Origin of the sequence: Pseudomonas sp., from assembly GCF_049590575.1 — a bacterium.
Taxonomy (GTDB): domain Bacteria; phylum Pseudomonadota; class Gammaproteobacteria; order Pseudomonadales; family Pseudomonadaceae; genus Aquipseudomonas.
Genome location: NZ_JBAWDE010000073.1, coordinates 26,258 through 45,696, shown reverse-complemented (window position 1 = coordinate 45,696; position 19,439 = coordinate 26,258). Strand labels below are relative to the sequence as shown.

The following is a 19,439-nucleotide window of genomic DNA, read 5'->3' as shown; positions in this document are numbered from 1 at the left end:
TTTAGCCTGGCCAGGCGTTTATTTAACGCGATGCGGATGTGACAAAACCGATACCGACAAAATTTCTACATCCGACACTTCATGATTTTGCTCGCTCGTACGTCTTATTACTTAAGAGCGCCATCATTTTCCTGATCAGGCTCTGATAAGGAGTTTTTGCATGTACAACCCGCAAGTGCCCATGGACGGACATTCACCGGCCGCCGATGCCAGTTTTGGCAGCGGCGCACAAGCGTTCGGCAAAGCGCCCGAACAGCAAGGCAACCAGCGTATTCGCCATTTGCTCAAGTGTTTTGGGTTGCGCACCAGCCTGATCCGGCTGAAAGTCATCGACGCCCTGCTCACGGCCGCCGACAACCAGCGCACCCTGGGGGTACGCGGCGTGCACAGCCATTTGCTGGAACTGGGCATACCGTTGTCGTTTCTGAGTGTGCGCGAGGTGCTCAAGCGCCTGTGCAGCGAAGGGGTGATCACCCTGAATGCGGATAAAAGCTACAGCCTCCATGCAGAGGCTGCGAAGGTACTCGAAGGTCGAGCCTGACCTCTGTGGCTCAGAGCTTGACCTTGCGACGCATGATGCCGTTGATCACCACCACGACTACCGCGACGGCAATGGCGATGGTCTGGAACGTCTTCTCACTGATAGCCCCGATGTTTTGCAGGTAGGACAGGCCAAACATCGTCGCCAGTACGGCCAGGGCGATCAGAATCGAGTATTTCAAACGTTGCTTTTGGGTCATGACGGGTTCCTGAACCTGAAGAATGTATCCACTGTGTATCGCCGAACATGCCAAGTACATACCCGATGGCGGGGATGGACTGGCAGCGGCAGGGTCTCATGTTACAGGCGATGAAATAATTTGGCTTGCCCAGCGCCTGATAGCCCCAGTGAGTACCTTAGAGGATTCCCAAATGTTGCGTCGAATCACACTGCTGATTCCCGTGCTGATCATGCTGACCATGAGCGGCTGCTTTTTCTTCCCCCACGGCGGCGGCGGTGGCTGGCACGACCATCGCTATGACGGTGGCGGCCATGGTGACTACCGTCGCTGATTGATCAGCGGTCTCGCTTTCCCCTGGGAAAGCGAGACGTCATCCGGCGTGCACCCAACGCTGGTGCAGCCAGCGTGCAAACGCATCCAGGGCAAAACCCAGCAGCCCGATCAGCAGCACCATCGCCATCAGCTCCGAGTAAGCCAATCGGTCGCGCGTGTCGAGGATGTAATACCCCAACCCCGCACTGACCCCGAGCATCTCGCACGGCACCAGCACAATCCACAGAATGCCGATGGCCAGGCGCACGCCGGTCAACACGTGCCCTACCACGCCGGGAATAACTACCCGGCGCAAAGTCTCCCAACGCGTAGCGCTCAGGCTGCTGCTCAACTGCAACCAGCGCGGGTCGAGCTGACGCACGCCGGCAGCGGTGTTGAGCATGATCGGCCACACGGCGGCAAACGCCAGCAGGAAGTAAATGGGCTGGTCCCCTACCCCCATCAGCATCACCACGATGGGCATCCACGACAGCGGCGAGATCATCCGCAGAAACTGGAAAGCCGGCGTGGTCGCCGCCTCCAGGTTGCGCGAACTGCCCACCAGCAAACCCAGCGGCACACCCACCAGCAAGGCCAGGAACAGCCCGACGAAGATGCGTTTGAGGCTCACGGCAATGTGCAGGTACAGCTCACTGCGCCCGAGTAATTCCCACAGACTGCTGAAGGTCGCGGCCAGCGAAAAACGCGCGGACAAACCACCCGCATCGCCAAACACTTTCACCCCCAGCCACCAGAGCAACAGCAAGCCGGCCAAGCCACTCAACCCGAGCAACCAGCCCGGGATTCTGCGGTTATTCAAACGCCAATCTCCTCGGTCCGCTCAAAGCCTTCGGGCAAGCCGAACGTCTTCATCCCGCCCACGGCTTCGATGGCGTTGCGCACAAAGCGGTCGTCCACCAGGTCCTTGGCGACAAACCCAGGGTCGAGGTCGGCGAGGAATTTCTTATCGCCCTCGATCAGTGTGTCTTTCAGGCGGCGTACCAGTTCCTCGGTGTAGCTGGGGAATGGGTAGGGTTGGAAGTCGATACGATGCTCGTCCCAATTGGCGTGCTGGATCGCGCCATCGGCCAGGTAGGCGGCGCGGTCGGCGGCGGCCGGGGCCAGCACTTTGCTGAGCACCGGTTCGGCGTGCGGCGTATACCGGTTCGGGCCGTCCTTGGACAGCAGCTTCACCGCCTCTTCGCGGTTGTCGCGGGTCCAGACCTGGGCCTTGACGATGGCATTCACCACCTTTTGCGACCACTGCGGGCGGTTGGTCAGGTCGTGCTCGTGCATGAACACCACGCAACAGGCGTGATTGCGCCATACGTCGCCGGTAAAGCGCTGCACGCGCCCCACCTTGAGGTTCTCCGCCAAGGCATTGAACGGCTCGGCGACGATATAGCCGTCGATGCGCTGGCTGGCCAGTGCCGGTGGCATGTCCGAAGGCGGCAGCACGATCAGGTTGACCTCATTCGCCGCGATGGCGCTGCCGGCTGCGCGCGCGACCGGCGTCAGGCCGTTGTCACGAAACAGCTGCTGCACCACCACGTTATGGATCGAATACCAGAACGGAATCGCCACCGATTTGCCGCCCAATTGCTTCACATCGGTGATGCCCGGCGCCACCGTCAGGCCCGAACCGCCGACGTGGTTCCACGCCACCACCTTCGCCGGCACCTTGCTGCCATAGCGTGCCCACACCGTCATCGGCGACAGCAGGTGAATCACGTTGACCTGGCCCGAGATAAACGCCTCGATCACCTGGGCCCAACTGCGCAGCAGCACCGGGCGCTCGGCCTTGATGCCTTCGGCTTCGAACAGGCCGTTGTTATGCGCCACCAGCAATGGCGTGGCGTCAGTGATCGGCAGGTAGCCGATACGCACCGGTGCATCCGGCTCGCTGGCGGCGCGCGCCTGCAGGCTGTTCAGCAGCGGCAAGGCACCGGCGGCGCTGAGCACCGCAGAGAGTTTGAGAAAGTCACGGCGCGAGTGGGTCAGGTCATCCAGGCACATGGCTGGGCTCCGGCAGGTCAAGGGGGTTGGGTTGAGGGCGGCTCGCCTGCCGTAAGGTTTTGAGAATCTGGATGCGCAGTGCGCCGATGGCTTCCACCTGTTCTTCGCGCGGTTGCGGCAGGTCGATCAGCCATTCGCCGAGGGTCCGCGCCGGGCGGTTACCCAGCAGCAGGATACGGTCGGACAGCAGCAGTGCTTCATCAATGTCATGAGTGATCAACACGGCCGCCGAACCCTGCTCGCGGTTGACCTTGAGCAACAGGTGCTGCATGTCGGCGCGGGTCACTTCGTCCAGGGCACCGAACGGCTCATCCAGCAGCAAGACCTGCGGCTGACGCGCCAGGCAGCGCGCCAGTGCGGTGCGCTGGGCCATGCCGCCGGACAGTTGCGCCGGGAATTGCAAGCGCGCGTGTTGCAGGCCGACCGCCGCAATCGCGTGGTCGACGCGTTGGCGGCGTTCTTGCGGGCTGAGGTGCGGTTGGCGGGCGAAGTCCAGGCCGAAGGCGACGTTTTTTTCCAGGCTCAGCCACGGCAGCAGGCTGGGGTCCTGAAAGGCCACGGCCACCCGTGGATGCGGGCCGGCCAACGGCTCGCCCAGCACACGTACGCTGCCGCCCTGGGGCGCCTGCAAACCGGCGAGCACACGCAGCAGGCTGGACTTGCCGACCCCGCTTGGCCCCAGAATCGACACCACCTCGCCCGGCTGCAACTGCAGGTCGAACCCCTGCAATACCGGTCCACTCGCATACCCCAGGCAAACCCCCTGGGCGCTGAGTACGGCCTGGCTCATAGGTTGGCCTGGCGGTGCAGTTCAGTGCGCAATTGCACCAGGCTCGGGGTGACGATCGGCACAAATGCCGACTCACGCCAACGCCGGGCAAAGCCGCTGCCGTGGGCGGTGAGATAGGCCTTGCCGCCGCTGGCCTGCAATTCGAGCTGCACCGCGCTGGCGGCGGTTTCCGCGAGGGCGATACGCAGTTTGAACAACGGCACCGGTTCAGCGGCGAAACGCCCGGCCAGCAGGCCGTTCTTCAGTTCGGTGACCAGGTGATCGAGGGTCACGCGCAAGGCTTCGAGCTCATCACGCAATACGGTGCGGGTCGCGCCCAGATGGTTGGCCACTTCCGCCAGCGAGCGACGCGCCAGGCCAATCGACATCCCGCACTGCAAGCCGAGGAACGCCGGACGCACGGCCGGCAGGAACTTGCGCGCATCCTCGTGCAGCAGCCAGTCGCGGCTCAGTTCCACACCTTCCAGGCCCAGCGCGGCGGTGTTGCTCGATTGCAGCCCGAGCAGTTCCAGGTCACGCGAGCGTTGCAAGCCAGCCACCGAATCCGGGATCGCCAGGATAAACGGCGCGCCCCCACCGGCATGCTCGATGGCCGCCGCAGCCACGAAGCCATTCTTGCGCAGGTTGGTCACCCAATGCAGGCGACCGTTGAGGGTCCAGCCGTGGTCGTTCGGCTCGGCGCTGATCTGCAGCGTCTCGATGCCGGACAAAAACTTCATCGCGTTCGACAGCCCGGTCGCCCCGGCCAGCTTGCCGCTGAGCAGATCCGGCAGCAGTTGCTCGCGCAGCCGCTCGTTCGGGCTTTGCAGCAGGTATTCGATAAACGAGCGCTGGCCCCAGCACACAAAGGCCGCCGCCAGGGAATGGCTGGCGACATTGGCGATGGCTTCCACCGCGCCGGCCACGTCACCGCCCAGGCCGCCGAGCTGCGCGGGAACGCCGATGCGCAGCACATTGGCTTCTGCCAGCCTTGGCAGCACTTCCTGTGGATCGCAACTGCCCACATCCAGGGCCTGCGCTTGAACATCGAGCCAACGGCTCAAGATTGGGTCAAGCATTCATGTTTCTCCTTTTTACAGCAGATGGAACATCACCCGCGCACGCGCGCTTTCAGCTTGCCGGCTGTTCCCAACGGTACTGCGCCAACTCCGGGTTCAGCGGGGTACGCGCAAACACGTTAGCGAAGTTGCACAGGGTTGCCAGGCTCACGCCCAAAATAACTTCCAGCGCCTGGCCTTCGGAGTAGCCGGCGGCCCGGAACGCGTCATAACCTGCATCGCTGACGTCGCCACGGGTGGCGATCACTTCACGGGTGAAGGCAGCGAGTGTCTCATATCGGGCGTCAGGCAATTCGCCGTGCCGGCGCAGGGCGTCGATCACCGCTTCGGGCAGCTTGGCCTTGTTGCGCGCCACGGCCGTGTGCCCGGCCACGCAGAAATCACAACCGTGGGTGGTCGCGGCAACCAGTTGCACCACTTCGCGGTCGGCCAGACTCAGCTCAGCCTTGGCATTCAAGCCGGAGACGGTGATGTAGGTTTCCAGCGCTGCCGGCGCATTAGCCAGCACGGCCAGCAGGTTGGGAATGAACCCTGAACCTTTGAGCGCGTTTTCCAGGAAAGGCTTGGCCGCTTCCGGCGCGGTTTCAGGTGTAAGTAGTGGTACACGGGACATGTAGGGGGCTCCTGATAGGTTCGTGTACCCAGTCTGTTGGTTATAAAAAATCGCCTCAATAGGCTAAAGTAGCGATTACTTGCTCTTGAGTCTTTCCATTAGATGAATTCGTCCAGTGCACTTGTCGATTGGTTATTAGACAGCCTCGAACTCAACACCAGCCTGTTTCATGTCGGGCGCTATTGCGGCGACTGGCACGCCAGCACCCACGGCCTGGCCAGGGCAAGCTTCCACCTGATTGTGCAAGGCGCGTGCTGGCTGCACATCGATGGCGAGCCCACGCCAATACGGCTGAACAACGGCGACGCAGTATTTCTGCTGCGTGACCTTGAGTATCGGCTGTCGGGTGAAGCCACGGCGGCAGGTGCGCAGGAATGCCCGCGCCGCGCGATGCTGCCCCTCGATAGCTCAGCGAATGACGGCGTGGGGCTGGTATGCGGGTTCTTTGATTTCCAGTCCGGCTTGTCGGCGATGATCGTCGAGACCCTGCCCGCGTGGATCATCCTGCGCGCCGGCGACCCGTCGCTGGTGGCCGCGCGTAACCTGTTCGAGCTGATCCTGCAAGAGTGCGAGCGCACCCCGGCGCCCTCTTGCGCCTTGCTCGAACGTCTGTGTCACTTGCTGTTTTTGTATGTACTGCGCCAACAGGTGCTGGATAACACCGAGCTCGGCGGGCTGGCCGCACTCGGCCGCCAACCGGCATTCGCGACTTTGCTCGAACAGCTGATCGCGGACCCGGCGCAGGCCTGGAGCCTGGAAAGCATGGCGGCCTGCACCGGGCTGTCGCGTTCGGCGTTTTTCAAGCGTTTCAATGAACTGAGCGGGCAATCGCCGGGGCAAGTGCTGCTGATGATGCGCATGCGCCACGCCTGCCAGTTGTTCAAGCAGGACCAGACCGTGGCCGATGTGGCGCTCGCGGTGGGTTATCAGTCGGTGGCGGCATTTACCCGGGCGTTTCATAAAGTCACCGGGCAGCAGCCGGGGGCGTATCGCAAGGCGCAGGCCTAGCGCTGCAGTTGTACTCATGAATGCTCAATAGTTGACCTATGAAAGTTTCATAGGTTGATTACCCACCAGCGTGTCCAATAATCGGGATAAATCTACACATAGCTAGGAACCACTTCGCATCAATCCTCCACATAGGAAAAGTACCGACAAAGAGTCGGACCCTTGACGATTGATATGAAGGAAATATCCGTGCTTACTTCCGTGAATGGTTCAACTGCGACCCAACCTGCCTACGCGGCACCCATCGAACGAGATAAGGTTAAACCTTCACCTTATGAACCGCCCAAAGACCTGAAGCCGGGCGCTCTGAATGTCAGAACGCACTCGCTGCTCGAAAACAATGATGTGAAGTTCAATCGGGAAGTTGTGTGGGACACAAGTGACCCCAAAAAAGGACCGACAATTCAGTCAAACCGGCTGGTGATTGAAACCACGAACAAAGCAGACGATGTCCACGTACGCAAATGGCCAGGCGACAAGCTGCAGATCACGGTCAATGGCAGGTCTCATATTTTCGATGCCAAAGGGCCAGGAGATACGGAACAGGGGCTGTTGATCAAGGTCCATGGCGGCAATGACAAGGTGATCGTTGACAGTGATGTGACGAATCGCTTGGACATTGAGGGCGGTGATGGCAATGACTATCTTCAGGCAGGTGGGGGCAGGTCCAGGATCTATGGGGGTGCCGGTAACGATTTCATACTGTTAGGCCGCGGCCTAGGTTATGCCGAGGGTAATAATGGCAATGACATCATCAAAGGTGGTCCAGGCAATGCCGTGATGTACGGCAACGATGGTGATGATCGTATGTATGCACGCCCTGGCCCGGCGACCAAACAGACCTACATGGACGGCGGCAATGGCAATGATGTTATGTTTGCCGGTTGCGGGCTTACCGTTATGCATGGCGGTAACGGTGATGATCAAATGGTAGGGGCAGACCGTACGACCTTCTACACCGGCAAGGGAAATGACCGTATCTGGAATAATCAGCCCCAGGATCTCATTTACGCGGGCGCCAATGACCATTTCCAACGTAGCCAAGGCTCGACTTTCGTCGAGGTCAAGCCGAGCGATGCAGGTAAAACGGCTTATTTTTTGCACGGCGGCAAAGAATCATCCCCGCAACAAGCGGAGGATTTCTTGCAGCGTACAAAAGACGACCTCGAATTTTTCAACAGTTCGCCTTTAGGCCAAAAGGCCCTCGCGGAAATGGACAGGCTAGCAAGTGCGGATAAGTCCAGAATCAATATCGTTCCGTCCACAACCGGTTCATTCTACGATTTTGGCAGTACTGAACTCGATGCCATGAGTGATGAAGAGTTTGAGAACGCAGACCAATCGAAGTTTGGCGTTATCATTGACGGCAAACCCGGCTCTCGAGCCAATCGTGCGCAGATCAATTATGACAGGGCGTCGATTACCGAAAACGTCGACGGCACTAATACGGGAGTGCCCGTAACAGCGCTTTTTCATGAGATGGCCCACGCCTACAATGGCGCAACAGGTACATTTCTGCCGGGTAAAACCACAGAGCATCCGACACCAGGCGAATCTCACGATATCTTAAACCAAGAATTTCAAGTCGTTGGTATACCCAATGGGGCAGAGGCCGCAGACCTGGATGGTGATCCCTCAACGAAACCGACCAACATTAATCCGAAACCATTCACTGAAAACGACCTGAACCAAGAAATGGGTAAACCGTTAAGACAATTTTACAAGTTCAGTAAGAGCGCACAGGGCGACGGTAACTAATAGATCGGTGCCGCGAGCCTCCTGGCGCAAACCGGGGGGCTATTGCAAGGCGCAAGCCTAGCGCTGCAGCCCGGTGCCGGGTTGGGCGCAGAGCTCGACCAGCCAATCCACAAACACCCGCACCCGTTGTGACAACTGCCTATGCGGCGGGTACAGCGCGGTCAGGGCCATTTTCGGTACTGCCAGTTGCGGCAGCACTTCCACCAGCGTGCCCTGGGCCAGGCGCTGCATGGCGTGGTAATGCGGCGCCTGGATCAGCCCGTACCCGGCCTCGCAGGCGCAGAAGTAGCCATCGGCACTGTTGACCGCGACCACCTTGGGCAGGTTGACCGCACGCAACTCGGCACCCAATTGAAACTCCAGGCCAAAGCGTTTTCCACTGGCGCTGGAAACGTATTCGACCATCTGGTGATCGGCCAGGTCTTCAAGGCTGGCGGGCACGCCCCTACGCGCCAGGTAGGCGGGGCTGGCCAGGGTCACTTGATCCATCATCGCCAGCGGGCGCGCCACCAGCGATTCGTCGAGCGCCAAGCCACCGCGCAACACGCAGTCCACGCCTTCGCGGATCAGGTCCACCGGACGGTCGTTGAGGCCGATTTCCAGCTCGATATGCGGGTAACGCGCGGTAAACGCCGGCAATGCCGGGATCACCAGAAAGCGCCCGATGCCCGACGGCATATCCACGCTCAACGTGCCACGCGGGTTCTGGCGACGGTTGGAAAAAACCGCTTCGGTTTCTTCCAGGTCCGTCAGCAACTGTACGCAGCGCTGGTAGTACGCAGCGCCATCCAGGGTCGGGCTGACCTGGCGCGTAGTGCGCTGCAACAGCTGAACGCCCAGGTGCGACTCCAATTGTTTGATCAGGATGCTCACCGAGGCCCTTGGCAGTTGCAGGCTGTCGGCCGCCTTGGCAAACCCGCCGAGTTCGACAATACGGGTGAACACGCGCATCGCGTTGAAACGATCCAAGGGCCAGTTCCTGTAGGGATTATTTAGAATTTACGAACAGTGATAGTGGTTTTAGCCGGTTTATCTGGTTTTTGTCGAGGGTAACAATGGAGCCCTTCCCAATCCAGGAGCTGAACCCATGCACACTCGTCAACTCGGCAACAACGGCCCTCGCGTCTGCGCCATCGGCCTCGGCTGCATGGGCATGACGGATTTCTACACCACCGGCGGCGACACCGTCGAAGCCACCGCCACGTTGCATCGCGCCCTGGAATTGGGCGTCAACTTTCTCGACACCGCTGACATCTACGGCCCGCACACCAATGAAACACTGATCGGCAAAGCCATCGCCGGCAAGCGCGACCAAGTGTTCCTGGCCAGCAAGTTCGGCATTGTGCGTGACCCGGCAAACCCGGCGTTGCGCGGAGTCAATGGCCGCCCTGAGTACATCCGCAACGCCATCGACGGCAGCCTGAAACGGCTCGGCGTGGAAACCCTGGACTTGTACTACCAGCACCGTATCGATCCGGACGTGGCTATCGAAGAAACCGTCGGCGCCATGGCCGAACTGGTCAAACAGGGCAAGGTGCGTTACCTCGGGCTGAGCGAAGCGTCAGCCGCCACCCTGGAGCGCGCGCATAAAATCCACCCGATCAGCGCCTTGCAAAGCGAATATTCGCTGTGGAGCCGCGACCAGGAACACAACGGCTGCCTCGCCGCCTGTCAGCGCCTGGGCATTGCATTTGTACCGTATAGCCCACTGGGCCGTGGTTTTCTGACCGGCGCGCTGAAAAGCCCGGACGATTTCGACGCCGACGACTATCGCCGCTTCAGCCCGCGCTTCCAGGGTGAAAACTTTGCGAAAAACCTGCTGCTGGTCAAGCAAGTCCAGGCACTCGCCGCCGACAAAGGCGTCACCGCCGGGCAACTGGCGCTGGCGTGGGTGCTGGCCCAGGGCGACTTCATCATCCCGATCCCGGGCACCAAGCAGCGTAAATACCTGGAAGAGAACGTGGCGGCGGTCTCGCTGACGCTCAGCGCCGCCGAATTGGCCAGCCTGGAAGCGATTTTCCCGGCGGATGCAACCGCCGGCCTGCGCTATCCCGAGGCGGTGATGGCCATGCTGGACATCTAAAGTATGCAATGTCGGATCACTCTGACAGAGCGCTCCGACTTTCTTGTACGAAGGTACCTAAAGCTCGTCCCCACCAAGCCGATAGCCCTACGAAGCTCTAACAAAGCCGCGTCGACAATAAACGCTTCGTAAGGACGACTCCCATGCCCCCACTGCGCTCAATCCAAGCCCGCTACACCCTGTTCCTGGTGCTTTTCGTCCTGGTGTTATTTGTGTTGACCGTCGTGGGTATCGGCCAGTTGGTCGCGCCCACGCTGCGCCATACCGAAGAGCAAGTTGTGCTCAACCGCATCGCCGAAGTGGCCGAACAGATCAAGGGTGAACTGAACAAGGTTCAATCCCAGCAACGCAGCATCACCCAAACCGTTGCGCTGCTCGACAGCGATGCCATCGACAAGGTCCTGCCGGGCCTGGTGGACCAGTACGGCGAGTTGAAAGTCTTCGGCGGCGGGATCTGGCCACTGCCAAACCAGCGCACCCCCGGTCGCAACAAACACAGTACCTTCTGGCACCGCGATGCGTCGGGCAAGCTGGCAGTCAACACCTTCTGGAACAGCGACCCCGCGCCCAACTATTACGACCAGAGCTGGTACAAGGGCGGCCTTGCCTCGCCACGCGGCCAATGCGCGTGGGCGGCGGCCTACAAGGACGATGCCAGCCAGGAGCCGCGCACCAACTGCGCCATGGCGATCCAGCGTGACGGCGCCGCGTACGGCGTGGCCACTATCGACGTGACCCTGGGCTTCTTCAACGACCTGGTGGCCAACAAAGAGAAAGACATTGGCGGCCAGATGCTGATCGTCGAAGGCGACGGCAAGATCATCAGCAACAGCACACGCCTGAGCAGCCCGGTGGTGCTCAAAAACATCAGCGAACTGGCCGGCACCTCGGCCTTCGCCGCCCAGGTCAGCAAAGCCCTCGCCCAGCGCGACCAGGCCCTGCAGCGCAGCGAGTTCGACAACCAGGGCGTGGCCAGCACCTTCTACATGCGCCCGATTGAAGGCACACCGTGGTTCCTGGCGACCGCCCTGCCCACTTCGCTGATCACCGCCCAGCGCGATGATGTGCTGGGTAGCCTGGCGTTACTGCAGATCCCCATGGTGTTGCTGCTGGTGCTGCTGGCGGCCTACGCCATTCGCCAGTTGGTACAGCGCATGAAGTCGCTGAAAACCAACATCGACGCGCTGTCCGCCGGCGACGCCGACCTGACGCGCCGTATCACCATCCGCGCCGAAGACGAGCTGGGCGCCATCGGCCACTCGGTCAACCATTTTATCGTCTACCTGCAAAACATGATCGGCGAAGTCACCCAGGCCACCGGCGCCATGTCCACCGGACTTGAGCAATTGCAGAAGACCTCGGCGCACACCAACCAGATCCTGGTACGGCACGCCTCGGAAACCGACCAGACCGTCACCGCCATCACCGAAATGAGTTCTACCGCCGACACGGTGGCGCAAAACGCCGCCGAAACCGCCTCGTTCACCCAACGCGCCAACGAACACGCCGACCGCTCCCGCGTGGTAGTGGGCGAAGCGTCGAGCAGCGTCAGCGCGTTGATCGGCGAAGTCGCCAGCGCCACCCACACCGTGGAAAACATGCGCCAGGATGCCGCGCGCATCACCGAAACCCTCGGGGTGATCGGCGCCATCGCCGGCCAGACCAACCTGTTGGCACTCAACGCGGCGATTGAAGCCGCGCGTGCCGGCGAGCAAGGCCGTGGTTTTGCGGTAGTGGCCGACGAAGTGCGCGCACTCGCCGCGCGAACCCAGGCCAGCACCTCGCAGATCAATGAAATGCTCGCGCGCCTGACCACCGGCGTGAGTTCGTCGGTGGCGGCCATGGAAAACACCCAGGCCAGCTGCCAGTCAGCGGCGGATGCCACGGCGCGGGTCAACACCGGCCTGGACGAGATGGCCGGCTCGGTCAGCCATATCAACAACCTCAGCACGCAGATCGCCACGGCCGCCGAGCAGCAAAGCGCGGTGACCGAGGAGATCAACCGCAGCATGGTGCAGATCCGACATATGGTCGATGAGCTGGTGCAAAGCGGGCATGCCACGGAAACCAATACCCAAAGCCTGCTGGACGCGAATGGCCGGGTGATTGCGCTGATGAGTCGCTTCAAAGTCCGTTAACAATTTGCCTGGGTGCTCCCGTGCATTGCGCGGGAGTCGGACTATTCTGACAGTTCGACGTCGCTACACAGGAGGTGTGCCATGCGCGCTATCGAGCAATCGACCCGCTTGGAGCGGATCAGTCAGGAACGTTTTATCCAGGCGCCCATTGATGCCGTCTACGACTATGTGACCCAGCCGGATCGCTGGCATGAATGGCACCCCACTTCCCTCAGCGCCGACACCGGCACCACCGGCTCACTCCCCGCCGGTGCGCGATTTACCGAAATGATCGACCTGCTCGGCGTACGGGTGCCCATGAGTTACCGCGTGCAGGTGGCGCGGCGCCCCGGCGAGTTCAAGACCGTATTCACTTCACTGGCCGTCGATGGCTCGATTCACTACTTTCTGCAGCCCTTTCGCGGCGGCACTTTGTTCAAACGCGTGTTGACCTACGAAACCGAATTGCAGCTGACGACCTTGCACGAGCGCATGATCGAGCTGTCGGCGATTGCCCTGGACCAGCTCAAGCATCGGTTGGAAAACCCGCCCTTCGTATAATTTTGAAACATTACCGCCGCGTTCACTCAGGTGCAGGCGCTGGCTTGCCTGCGATGACGTCGTCATGATCGCCGCCATCCCACTGGCCAATTCCTGCACTCGAGACCTCCATGAAAAGCACCCTGCGCCTGGCGCTGCTCTCCGCTCTGTTGACCACCACCCTGGCCCAGGCTGACGACCTGATCCCCATCGATGTGCACCGCGACGCCAATTGCGGCTGCTGCAAAAAATGGATCAGCCATCTGGAGAGTAACGGTTTCAAGGTCAATGACCATGTCGAAACGGACATGAGTGCGGTCAAGCAGCGCCTCGGCGTGGCCCCGCGCCTGGGTTCGTGCCATACCGCGGTGATCGACGGCAAGTTTGTCGAAGGCCATGTGCCCGCCGAGCAAGTGCTGGCATTGCGCAAGCGTGATGACTTGCTGGGTGTCGCCGCACCGGGCATGCCCATGGGTTCGCCGGGCATGGAGATGGACGGGATGAGCGATGCTTATCAGGTCATCGGCCTGACCCGTGACGGCAAGGACGTGGTCGTGGCCGAATACCCGGCACGCTGATCGGTGCTTGCCGGCTACCTGGGGCTGTTCCTCGCCGCCTTCGGCGCGGCCACGCTGTTGCCGCTGCAATCGGAGGCGGTGCTGGTGGGCCTGTTGGTCAGCGGGCATTACAGCCTGTGGCTGCTATTGATCGTTGCAACTGTCGGTAACGTATTCGGTTCAGTGGTCAATTGGTGGCTGGGGCGCTCGGTTGAGCGGTTCAAGACACGGCGCTGGTTTCCGGTCAGCCCCAGGCACCTGGAAAAAGCCCGTAGCCACTATCAGCGCTGGGGTTACTGGTCGTTGCTGCTCAGTTGGGTGCCGATTGTCGGCGACCCGCTGACGCTGGTGGCCGGGGTGATGCGCGAGCCATTCTGGCGATTCTTGCTGGTAGTCAGCGTAGCCAAGGGCGCGCGGTATGCAGTGCTGACGCTGGTGACGGTGAGCCAAGTCGCGACTCCGTAACGCTTGACCAATGGTCGCCACTGTCATTTCTGACAGCTATACGCGCCACCTTTATTTCGCTCTCATACCTGCACTCTCATGGCGTACAGCGTAGGAATGCGCCTTTTTTCAGCCTGTTTGAGACCTGCCCTTCGGCCGCATTAAACGGTTAATCCTCGATTAATCGTTTGCCGACAGCATCCGTTTTTCACTTCGGAGACGTCTTATGCGAATGAAACTCACGCTCTATCTCAGCGGCCTGCTGATTGCCGCAACCCTTGGCGGCTGCGCCAGCCCAAAACCCGGCACGTACGGCCCGGAGCTGGAAGGGTTCAAGTACCCGTACCCGGTCGAACGGTTCAAGTTCACATCCCAGGGCCAACCGATGCAGATGGGTTACATGGACGTGGCGGCCAAAGGCACGCCGAATGGCCGCACAATGGTGCTCATGCACGGCAAGAACTTCTGCGGCGCCACCTGGGATAACTCGATCAAAGCCCTGAGCGATGCTGGCTACCGCGTGGTAGTGCCTGACCAGATTGGTTTCTGCACGTCCACCAAGCCCGATGTCTACCAGTACAGCTTCCAGCAATTGGCCCTCAACACCCATCAACTCCTGCAAAAGCTCGGCATTCAAAAGGTCACGCTCCTGGGTCATTCCGCCGGCGGCATGCTCGCCACCCGCTACGCCTTGATGTACCCCGCAGAAACCGAACAGCTGGCGATGGTCAACCCCATCGGCCTGGAAGACTGGAAAGCCCTCGGTGTGCCCTACCGCCCCGTGGAGCAGTGGATTCAATCCGAGAGCAACCTGACCTACGCGGGCGTGCGCAGGTTTCAGCAGCAGTCCTATTACGCCGGGCGCTGGGAACCTGCGTTCGACCGCTGGGTAGACATGCTGGTGGGGCTGAGCAACGGCTCCGGCAGCAAAGAAGTCACGCGCAACTCAGGGATGCTCTACGACATGCTCTACACCCAGCCGGTGTACTACGAGTTCAAGGACCTGAAGGTGCCCACCCTGCTGTTTATCGGCACCTCCGATGTGACGGCGCTGAACCGCGACTTGGCGTCCCCGGAAGTCAACGCGAAGATCGGCAATTACCAGCAACTGGGCAAGCAAGTCGCCCAACTGATCCCGCGCGCGACCTTGGTGGAGTTCCCAGGCTTGGGCCACTCGCCGCAAGTGGAAGAGCCCGCGCGTTTCAACAAGGCCTTGTTGCAAGGCCTCAAGACGCCCTGAGCGCTCTGTCCCAGGCGCGCGGTGCTGTACTGCGCGCCGTTAATCCTCGCTTAATCCTCTCGACACAGGATCCGGACACCGTTGTTTCCGGAGCCTGACCCATGACGCTGATCCGTTCCCTCTGCGCGGCCGGCCTGTTGCTGAGCACCGCCCTGCCCGCTGTAGCCGCCACCGAAGGCCCTGCGTACGGCCCCCAATTGCAAGGGTTTGAGTACCCCTATCAGGTCGAACACTTCAACTTCAAATCCCAGGGCAAAGACTTGCAAATGGGTTATATGGACGTGCCCGCCGAGGGCAAGGCCAACGGGCGCAGCGTGGTGCTGATGCACGGCAAGAACTTCTGTGGCGCGACCTGGGATGACTCGATAAAGGCCCTGAGCAGCGCCGGTTACCGGGTGATTGCACCGGACCAGATTGGCTTCTGCACTTCCAGCAAGCCCGACCACTACCAGTACAGCTTCCAGCAATTGGCGATCAACACCCACCAGCTGCTGGAAAAGCTCGGCATTCAGAAGGCCACGATTGTCGGCCATTCCACCGGCGGCATGCTCGCCACGCGCTATGCGCTGCTGTACCCCAAGCAGACCGAGCAACTCGCGCTGGTCAATCCCATCGGCCTGGAGGATTGGAAAGCCCTGGGCGTGCCCTATCGCAGCGTTGACCAATGGTATGAGCGCGAGCTCAAACTCAGCGCCGCCGGCATTCGCCAGTACGAACTCAACACCTATTACGGGGGGCGCTGGAAGCCCGAGTACGACCGCTGGGTCGACATGCTCGCCGGTCTGAACAACGGCCCGGGGCATACCCAGGTGGCCTGGAACTCGGCGCTGATTTACGACATGATCTTCACCCAACCGGTGTACTACGAGTTCAAGGATGTGCAGATGCCGACCCTGCTGCTGATCGGCACCGCCGACACCACCGCCATCGGCAGCGATATCGCGCCGCCTGCGGTCAAGGCCAGGCTTGGTCACTATGATGTGCTGGGCAAGCAAGTCGCCAAGTTGATTCCGCATGCAACCCTGGTGGAGTTCAAGGGGTTGGGGCACGCCCCGCAAATGGAAGAACCAGCCCGGTTCCACAAGGCGCTGTTGCAGGGGTTGAACGCGCTTTAATCCAACCTTTTTCGAGGCACGCGTGAATGTCGGTACAGATCGCAGTGATTGATGATTGGCAGAATGTGGCCAGTGGAGTGGTGGACTGGTCGGTTCTGAACACCGTCGGCCAGGTACATTTCCTGCATGACTACCCGGCGGACACCGCCACCCTGGTCGAGCGACTGAAGGGCTTCGAGGTGATTTGCGTAATGCGCGAGCGCACACGCTTCGACAAGGCCCTGCTGCAGGGCCTGCCCCAACTCAAGCTGCTGGTCACCGGTGGTATGCGCAACGCTGCCATCGATATTCCCGCCGCCAAGGCGCTGGGCATTCAGGTGTGTGGCACCGACAGCTATAAACAAGCAGCGCCTGAACTGACCTGGGCGCTGATCATGGCCTCCACCCGCAACCTGCTGGCCGAAGCCAATTCCTTATGCGCTGGCGGCTGGCAGGTAGGCCTGGGTGGCGACCTGTATGGCAAGACCCTGGGCATTCTCGGGCTGGGCAGCATTGGCCAGAAGGTCGCGCAATTCGCGCACGTATTCGGCATGCGGGTGATTGCCTGGAGCGAAAACCTCACCCCAGAGCGCGCCGCCGAGTCCGGCGTGACCTGGGTCAGCAAGCGCGAACTGTTCGAGCAGGCGGATATTCTGACCATTCACCTGGTGCTCAGCGAACGTAGCCGCGGCCTGGTGGATGCCGAGGCCCTGGGCTGGATGAAACCCACTGCACGCCTGGTGAATACCGCACGCGGCCCCATCGTGGACGAGCGGGCGCTGGTACACGCACTCGAAAAGGGACGACTGGCCGGGGCGGCGCTGGACGTGTATAGCGAGGAGCCACTACCGGCCGACCACCCCTTCCGCCGTTTGCCCAATGTGCTGGCCACCCCGCATGTGGGGTACGTGAGCGAACAGAACTACCGGCAGTTCTATCAGCAGATGATCGAAGATATCCAGGCCTGGGCTGACAGCGCGCCGATCCGCCTAATCGGTTGACCCCCGGTTAGCTGCGCTTGCCTGTGGCGAGCAGGCTTGCCCTGCGCTGCAGTGCGAAGCGCCCCCAAATGGTGCGGCAGATGCATCAGATCGGTCACCGGGATCGAAATGGGGCTGCCTCGCCCACCAACGCAGGGCAAGCCTGCTCACCACAGACAATGTAGCCATTTACAACATCGCATAAGGTTACAAGTTTTTTGTCCTACAAAAATATCTCATAAACCCTACGAGCGCTGGGATCTGTCCTAGACTGTTGACCGATGGGTCCGTTCCAAAACAAAAACCCCGCGAAAAAATTCTAAACTTTCCAACTCTGTCATGGGTCAGGTTTAGGGTAAGGCGTGCACGAGCGGTTTTACACCAGATGCCGTCTATCCATTCTTTTTGAGCTAACCGTGCAACTGGCATACGCCTTGCCCGAATATGTGGAGAGCGTATACGCGCTTGTGCGCCTGGCCGCAGGATGCGGCCTACGGAGCTAATGGCAGCGGGCCATTAGCCGACCAACACGTGGAGAGAACTATGATCAGTGCCGCTGCAAGTATTCAGGGAGAGCGTGTTAGTCAGCCAGTTGGCGGGTCGACAGCTTTAGTCGACCTCAACACGGTGCGGCCGGTCCCGAGTCATAATCCAAATCGCAAGAAAGTCCTGTTTGTCACTTCTGAATTCGCTGACCTGGTGAAAACCGGCGGCCTGGGTGACGTGTCCGCAGCCCTGCCCCGTGCCATGGCGCACCTGCACGATGTACGCGTGCTGATCCCCGGCTACCCGCAGGTGATGGAAAGCGACAACCCGATCCACATCATCGGCGAACTGGGCGGGCATGCCGCGCTGCCGCCGTGCAAGATCGGGCGCATGGACCTCAAGGACGGGCTGGTCATCTATGTGCTGATCTGCCCCGAACTGTACGAACGCGAAGGCACCCCCTACGGTGCCAACAACGGCCGCGACTGGCCGGACAACCACATTCGTTTCGCGCGCCTGGGCCTGGCCGCCGCCGACATGGCCGCCAACCTCGCACAGATCCACTGGTGCCCGGACCTGGTGCACGCCCACGACTGGCCCGCTGGCCTGGCCCCTGCTTATATGCACTGGCGTGGGTCGCGTACGCCGACCCTGTTCACCATCCACAACCTGGCCTACCAGGGCGTTGTCAGCCTGGCCTCGACGCCGGAGCTGGGCATTCCGCCCCACGCCCTGCAACAGGAAGGCATGGAGTTCTACGGCAAGATGTCGTTCCTCAAGGCCGGCATGGCGTATTCCAGCCATATCACCACGGTGAGCGCGACCTACGCCCAGGAAATCACCACCCCGGAATTCGGCTGCGGCCTCGACGGCTTTCTCGCCGCCAAGACCCAGCAAGGTCTGCTCAGCGGCATCCCCAACGGGATTGATGAAAGCTGGGAAACCTCCACCGACACGCACCTGACCCACAATTTCAATATCGGTGACTGGGAAGGCAAGGCGGTCAACGCCGCCCACGTCCGCGAGTTGTTCGGCCTGCACGAATCCACGGGGCCGCTGTGCGCCGTGGTCTCGCGCCTGGTTTACCAGAAAGGCCTGGACCTGACCGAGGCGGTCGCCAGCTTTATCGTCGAAAACGGCGGCCAGATCGCGATTATCGGTCGCGGCGAGCCGGAAGAAGAGCAAGCCATGCGTGAACTGGCGCTGCGCTTCCCGGGCCAGGTCGGTGTGCGCATCGGCTTCAACGAGACCGACGCGCGCCGCATGTTTGCCGGCAGCGATTTCCTGCTGATGCCGTCGCGCTACGAGCCCTGCGGCCTGAGCCAGATGTACGCCCAGCGCTTCGGTTCGCTGCCGATCGCGCGCAACACCGGCGGTTTGGCCGACACCATCGAGAATGGCGTCACCGGGTTCCTGTTCAATGAGTCCACTGTAGAAAGCTACGAAGAAGCACTGAGCCGCGCCTTCAGGGTATTCGCCAACAAGGGTCTGCTCAATGCGATGCGCAGCCGCGCCATGACCCAACCTTTCAACTGGTGCCAGGCGGTGGAACCCTACGCCGAACTCTACGAACAACTGGTCGCCAAGGCTTTGGGGAAAGCGACTAAATAATCAAGGGAGG

General features: G+C 60.9%; 20 protein-coding genes and 1 pseudogene. 14 read left to right on the top strand and 7 right to left on the bottom strand.

Translation table 11 applies throughout. The features are described 5' to 3' along the window. Positions 1-160 precede the first annotated feature (160 nt). Positions 161-541 (top strand): fe2+ zn2+ uptake regulation protein, encoded by a 381-nt coding sequence (locus tag WBR57_RS05710; protein WP_424082941.1) that lies wholly within the window; start codon positions 161-163, stop codon positions 539-541. A 10-nt stretch (positions 542-551) separates the two neighbouring features. Here the strand turns inward: WBR57_RS05710 and WBR57_RS05705 are convergent, their stop codons facing one another. Further along, complete coding sequence (locus WBR57_RS05705) at positions 552-740, bottom strand: hypothetical protein (protein ID WP_016978057.1); 189 nt, start codon at positions 738-740, stop codon at positions 552-554. Positions 741-912: 172 nt separating this feature from the next. On the opposite strand from WBR57_RS05705, the gene WBR57_RS05700 reads away from it, so the two are divergent. Further along, positions 913-1,053 carry a hypothetical protein gene (locus WBR57_RS05700; RefSeq protein WP_424082938.1) on the top strand — a complete coding sequence of 47 codons (141 nt, stop codon included), beginning with the start codon at positions 913-915 and terminating at the stop codon, positions 1,051-1,053. A gap of 39 nt (positions 1,054-1,092) precedes the next feature. Here WBR57_RS05700 and WBR57_RS05695 read toward each other — a convergent pair whose 3' ends face one another. The 5 genes from WBR57_RS05695 to WBR57_RS05675 are packed head-to-tail and all read right to left on the bottom strand — an operon-like array spanning position 1,093 to position 5,511. Then, positions 1,093-1,854, bottom strand: coding sequence for an ABC transporter permease (locus WBR57_RS05695; RefSeq protein ID WP_424082937.1), 762 nt, complete (start codon positions 1,852-1,854; stop codon positions 1,093-1,095). After that, on the bottom strand, positions 1,851-3,050 hold the full coding sequence (locus WBR57_RS05690; RefSeq protein ID WP_424082936.1) for an ABC transporter substrate-binding protein: 1,200 nt from the start codon (positions 3,048-3,050) through the stop codon (positions 1,851-1,853). The genes WBR57_RS05695 and WBR57_RS05690 overlap by 4 nt, the downstream gene beginning before the upstream one ends. After that, positions 3,037-3,840 (bottom strand): ABC transporter ATP-binding protein, encoded by an 804-nt coding sequence (locus WBR57_RS05685; protein WP_424082935.1) that lies wholly within the window; start codon positions 3,838-3,840, stop codon positions 3,037-3,039. Before WBR57_RS05685 ends, WBR57_RS05690 begins: the two co-directional genes overlap by 14 nt. Continuing rightward, positions 3,837-4,898 carry an acyl-CoA dehydrogenase family protein gene (locus WBR57_RS05680; RefSeq protein ID WP_424082934.1) on the bottom strand — a complete coding sequence of 354 codons (1,062 nt, stop codon included), beginning with the start codon at positions 4,896-4,898 and terminating at the stop codon, positions 3,837-3,839. The genes WBR57_RS05685 and WBR57_RS05680 overlap by 4 nt, the downstream gene beginning before the upstream one ends. A 52-nt stretch (positions 4,899-4,950) precedes the next feature. Then, a complete protein-coding gene (locus WBR57_RS05675; protein ID WP_424082933.1) occupies positions 4,951-5,511 on the bottom strand; it encodes a carboxymuconolactone decarboxylase family protein in 561 nt (186 codons plus the stop codon). Between the two features lie 102 nt (positions 5,512-5,613). On the opposite strand from WBR57_RS05675, the gene WBR57_RS05670 reads away from it, so the two are divergent. Both WBR57_RS05670 and WBR57_RS05665 read left to right on the top strand, forming a co-directional pair. Further along, positions 5,614-6,519, top strand: coding sequence for an AraC family transcriptional regulator (locus WBR57_RS05670; protein WP_424082931.1), 906 nt, complete (start codon positions 5,614-5,616; stop codon positions 6,517-6,519). 162 nt (positions 6,520-6,681) lie between these two features. Continuing rightward, the gene (locus tag WBR57_RS05665) at positions 6,682-8,277 is read left to right on the top strand and encodes a M91 family zinc metallopeptidase (protein ID WP_424082929.1); all 1,596 of its coding nucleotides are present in this window, start codon (positions 6,682-6,684) and stop codon (positions 8,275-8,277) included. Positions 8,278-8,334: 57 nt separating this feature from the next. On the opposite strand, the gene WBR57_RS05660 is transcribed toward WBR57_RS05665, so the two are convergent. Beyond that, on the bottom strand, positions 8,335-9,246 hold the full coding sequence (locus WBR57_RS05660) for a LysR family transcriptional regulator (RefSeq protein ID WP_424082926.1): 912 nt from the start codon (positions 9,244-9,246) through the stop codon (positions 8,335-8,337). Positions 9,247-9,364: 118 nt separating this feature from the next. Between WBR57_RS05660 and WBR57_RS05655 the strand changes: the two genes are divergently transcribed. The 10 genes and pseudogenes from WBR57_RS05655 (at position 9,365) to glgA (ending at position 19,429) form a co-directional block, all read left to right on the top strand. Further along, the gene (locus tag WBR57_RS05655) at positions 9,365-10,360 is read left to right on the top strand and encodes an aldo/keto reductase (RefSeq protein ID WP_424082924.1); all 996 of its coding nucleotides are present in this window, start codon (positions 9,365-9,367) and stop codon (positions 10,358-10,360) included. 143 nt (positions 10,361-10,503) lie between these two features. Beyond that, a pseudogene (locus WBR57_RS05650) lies at positions 10,504-11,637 on the top strand (cache domain-containing protein); the annotation flags it as partial. Positions 11,638-11,652: 15 nt separating this feature from the next. Then, a complete protein-coding gene (locus WBR57_RS05645) occupies positions 11,653-12,498 on the top strand; it encodes a methyl-accepting chemotaxis protein (RefSeq protein WP_424083053.1) in 846 nt (281 codons plus the stop codon). An 81-nt stretch (positions 12,499-12,579) separates the two neighbouring features. Continuing rightward, entirely contained in the window at positions 12,580-13,038 is a 459-nt protein-coding gene (locus WBR57_RS05640) for an SRPBCC family protein (RefSeq protein WP_424082922.1), read from the top strand. Between the two features lie 110 nt (positions 13,039-13,148). Next, entirely contained in the window at positions 13,149-13,595 is a 447-nt protein-coding gene (locus WBR57_RS05635; protein ID WP_424082920.1) for a DUF411 domain-containing protein, read from the top strand. Positions 13,596-13,598: 3 nt separating this feature from the next. After that, the gene (locus WBR57_RS05630; RefSeq protein WP_424082918.1) at positions 13,599-14,039 is read left to right on the top strand and encodes a YqaA family protein; all 441 of its coding nucleotides are present in this window, start codon (positions 13,599-13,601) and stop codon (positions 14,037-14,039) included. Between the two features lie 205 nt (positions 14,040-14,244). Beyond that, a complete protein-coding gene (locus tag WBR57_RS05625) occupies positions 14,245-15,258 on the top strand; it encodes an alpha/beta fold hydrolase (RefSeq protein WP_424082916.1) in 1,014 nt (337 codons plus the stop codon). A gap of 101 nt (positions 15,259-15,359) precedes the next feature. Beyond that, positions 15,360-16,373 (top strand): alpha/beta fold hydrolase, encoded by a 1,014-nt coding sequence (locus WBR57_RS05620; protein ID WP_424082914.1) that lies wholly within the window; start codon positions 15,360-15,362, stop codon positions 16,371-16,373. A 26-nt stretch (positions 16,374-16,399) separates the two neighbouring features. Beyond that, positions 16,400-17,353, top strand: coding sequence for a D-2-hydroxyacid dehydrogenase family protein (locus WBR57_RS05615; protein ID WP_424082912.1), 954 nt, complete (start codon positions 16,400-16,402; stop codon positions 17,351-17,353). Between the two features lie 522 nt (positions 17,354-17,875). After that, entirely contained in the window at positions 17,876-19,429 is a 1,554-nt protein-coding gene (gene glgA / locus WBR57_RS05610; RefSeq protein WP_424082911.1) for a glycogen synthase GlgA, read from the top strand. Positions 19,430-19,439: the final 10 nt, after the last annotated feature.

Bases quoted from the DNA above. Each gene is read 5' to 3' on its own strand.
- WBR57_RS05710 (WP_424082941.1), top strand. From the start codon at position 161: ATGTACAACCCGCAAGTGCCCATGGACGGACATTCACCGGCCGCCGAT.
- WBR57_RS05705 (WP_016978057.1), bottom strand. From the start codon at position 740: ATGACCCAAAAGCAACGTTTGAAATACTCGATTCTGATCGCCCTGGCC.
- WBR57_RS05700 (WP_424082938.1), top strand. From the start codon at position 913: ATGTTGCGTCGAATCACACTGCTGATTCCCGTGCTGATCATGCTGACC.
- WBR57_RS05690 (WP_424082936.1), bottom strand. From the start codon at position 3,050: ATGTGCCTGGATGACCTGACCCACTCGCGCCGTGACTTTCTCAAACTC.
- WBR57_RS05685 (WP_424082935.1), bottom strand. From the start codon at position 3,840: ATGAGCCAGGCCGTACTCAGCGCCCAGGGGGTTTGCCTGGGGTATGCG.
- WBR57_RS05680 (WP_424082934.1), bottom strand. From the start codon at position 4,898: ATGCTTGACCCAATCTTGAGCCGTTGGCTCGATGTTCAAGCGCAGGCC.
- WBR57_RS05675 (WP_424082933.1), bottom strand. From the start codon at position 5,511: ATGTCCCGTGTACCACTACTTACACCTGAAACCGCGCCGGAAGCGGCC.
- WBR57_RS05670 (WP_424082931.1), top strand. From the start codon at position 5,614: ATGAATTCGTCCAGTGCACTTGTCGATTGGTTATTAGACAGCCTCGAA.
- WBR57_RS05655 (WP_424082924.1), top strand. From the start codon at position 9,365: ATGCACACTCGTCAACTCGGCAACAACGGCCCTCGCGTCTGCGCCATC.
- WBR57_RS05645 (WP_424083053.1), top strand. From the start codon at position 11,653: ATGATCGGCGAAGTCACCCAGGCCACCGGCGCCATGTCCACCGGACTT.
- WBR57_RS05640 (WP_424082922.1), top strand. From the start codon at position 12,580: ATGCGCGCTATCGAGCAATCGACCCGCTTGGAGCGGATCAGTCAGGAA.
- WBR57_RS05635 (WP_424082920.1), top strand. From the start codon at position 13,149: ATGAAAAGCACCCTGCGCCTGGCGCTGCTCTCCGCTCTGTTGACCACC.
- WBR57_RS05625 (WP_424082916.1), top strand. From the start codon at position 14,245: ATGCGAATGAAACTCACGCTCTATCTCAGCGGCCTGCTGATTGCCGCA.
- WBR57_RS05620 (WP_424082914.1), top strand. From the start codon at position 15,360: ATGACGCTGATCCGTTCCCTCTGCGCGGCCGGCCTGTTGCTGAGCACC.
- WBR57_RS05615 (WP_424082912.1), top strand. From the start codon at position 16,400: ATGTCGGTACAGATCGCAGTGATTGATGATTGGCAGAATGTGGCCAGT.
- glgA (WP_424082911.1), top strand. From the start codon at position 17,876: ATGATCAGTGCCGCTGCAAGTATTCAGGGAGAGCGTGTTAGTCAGCCA.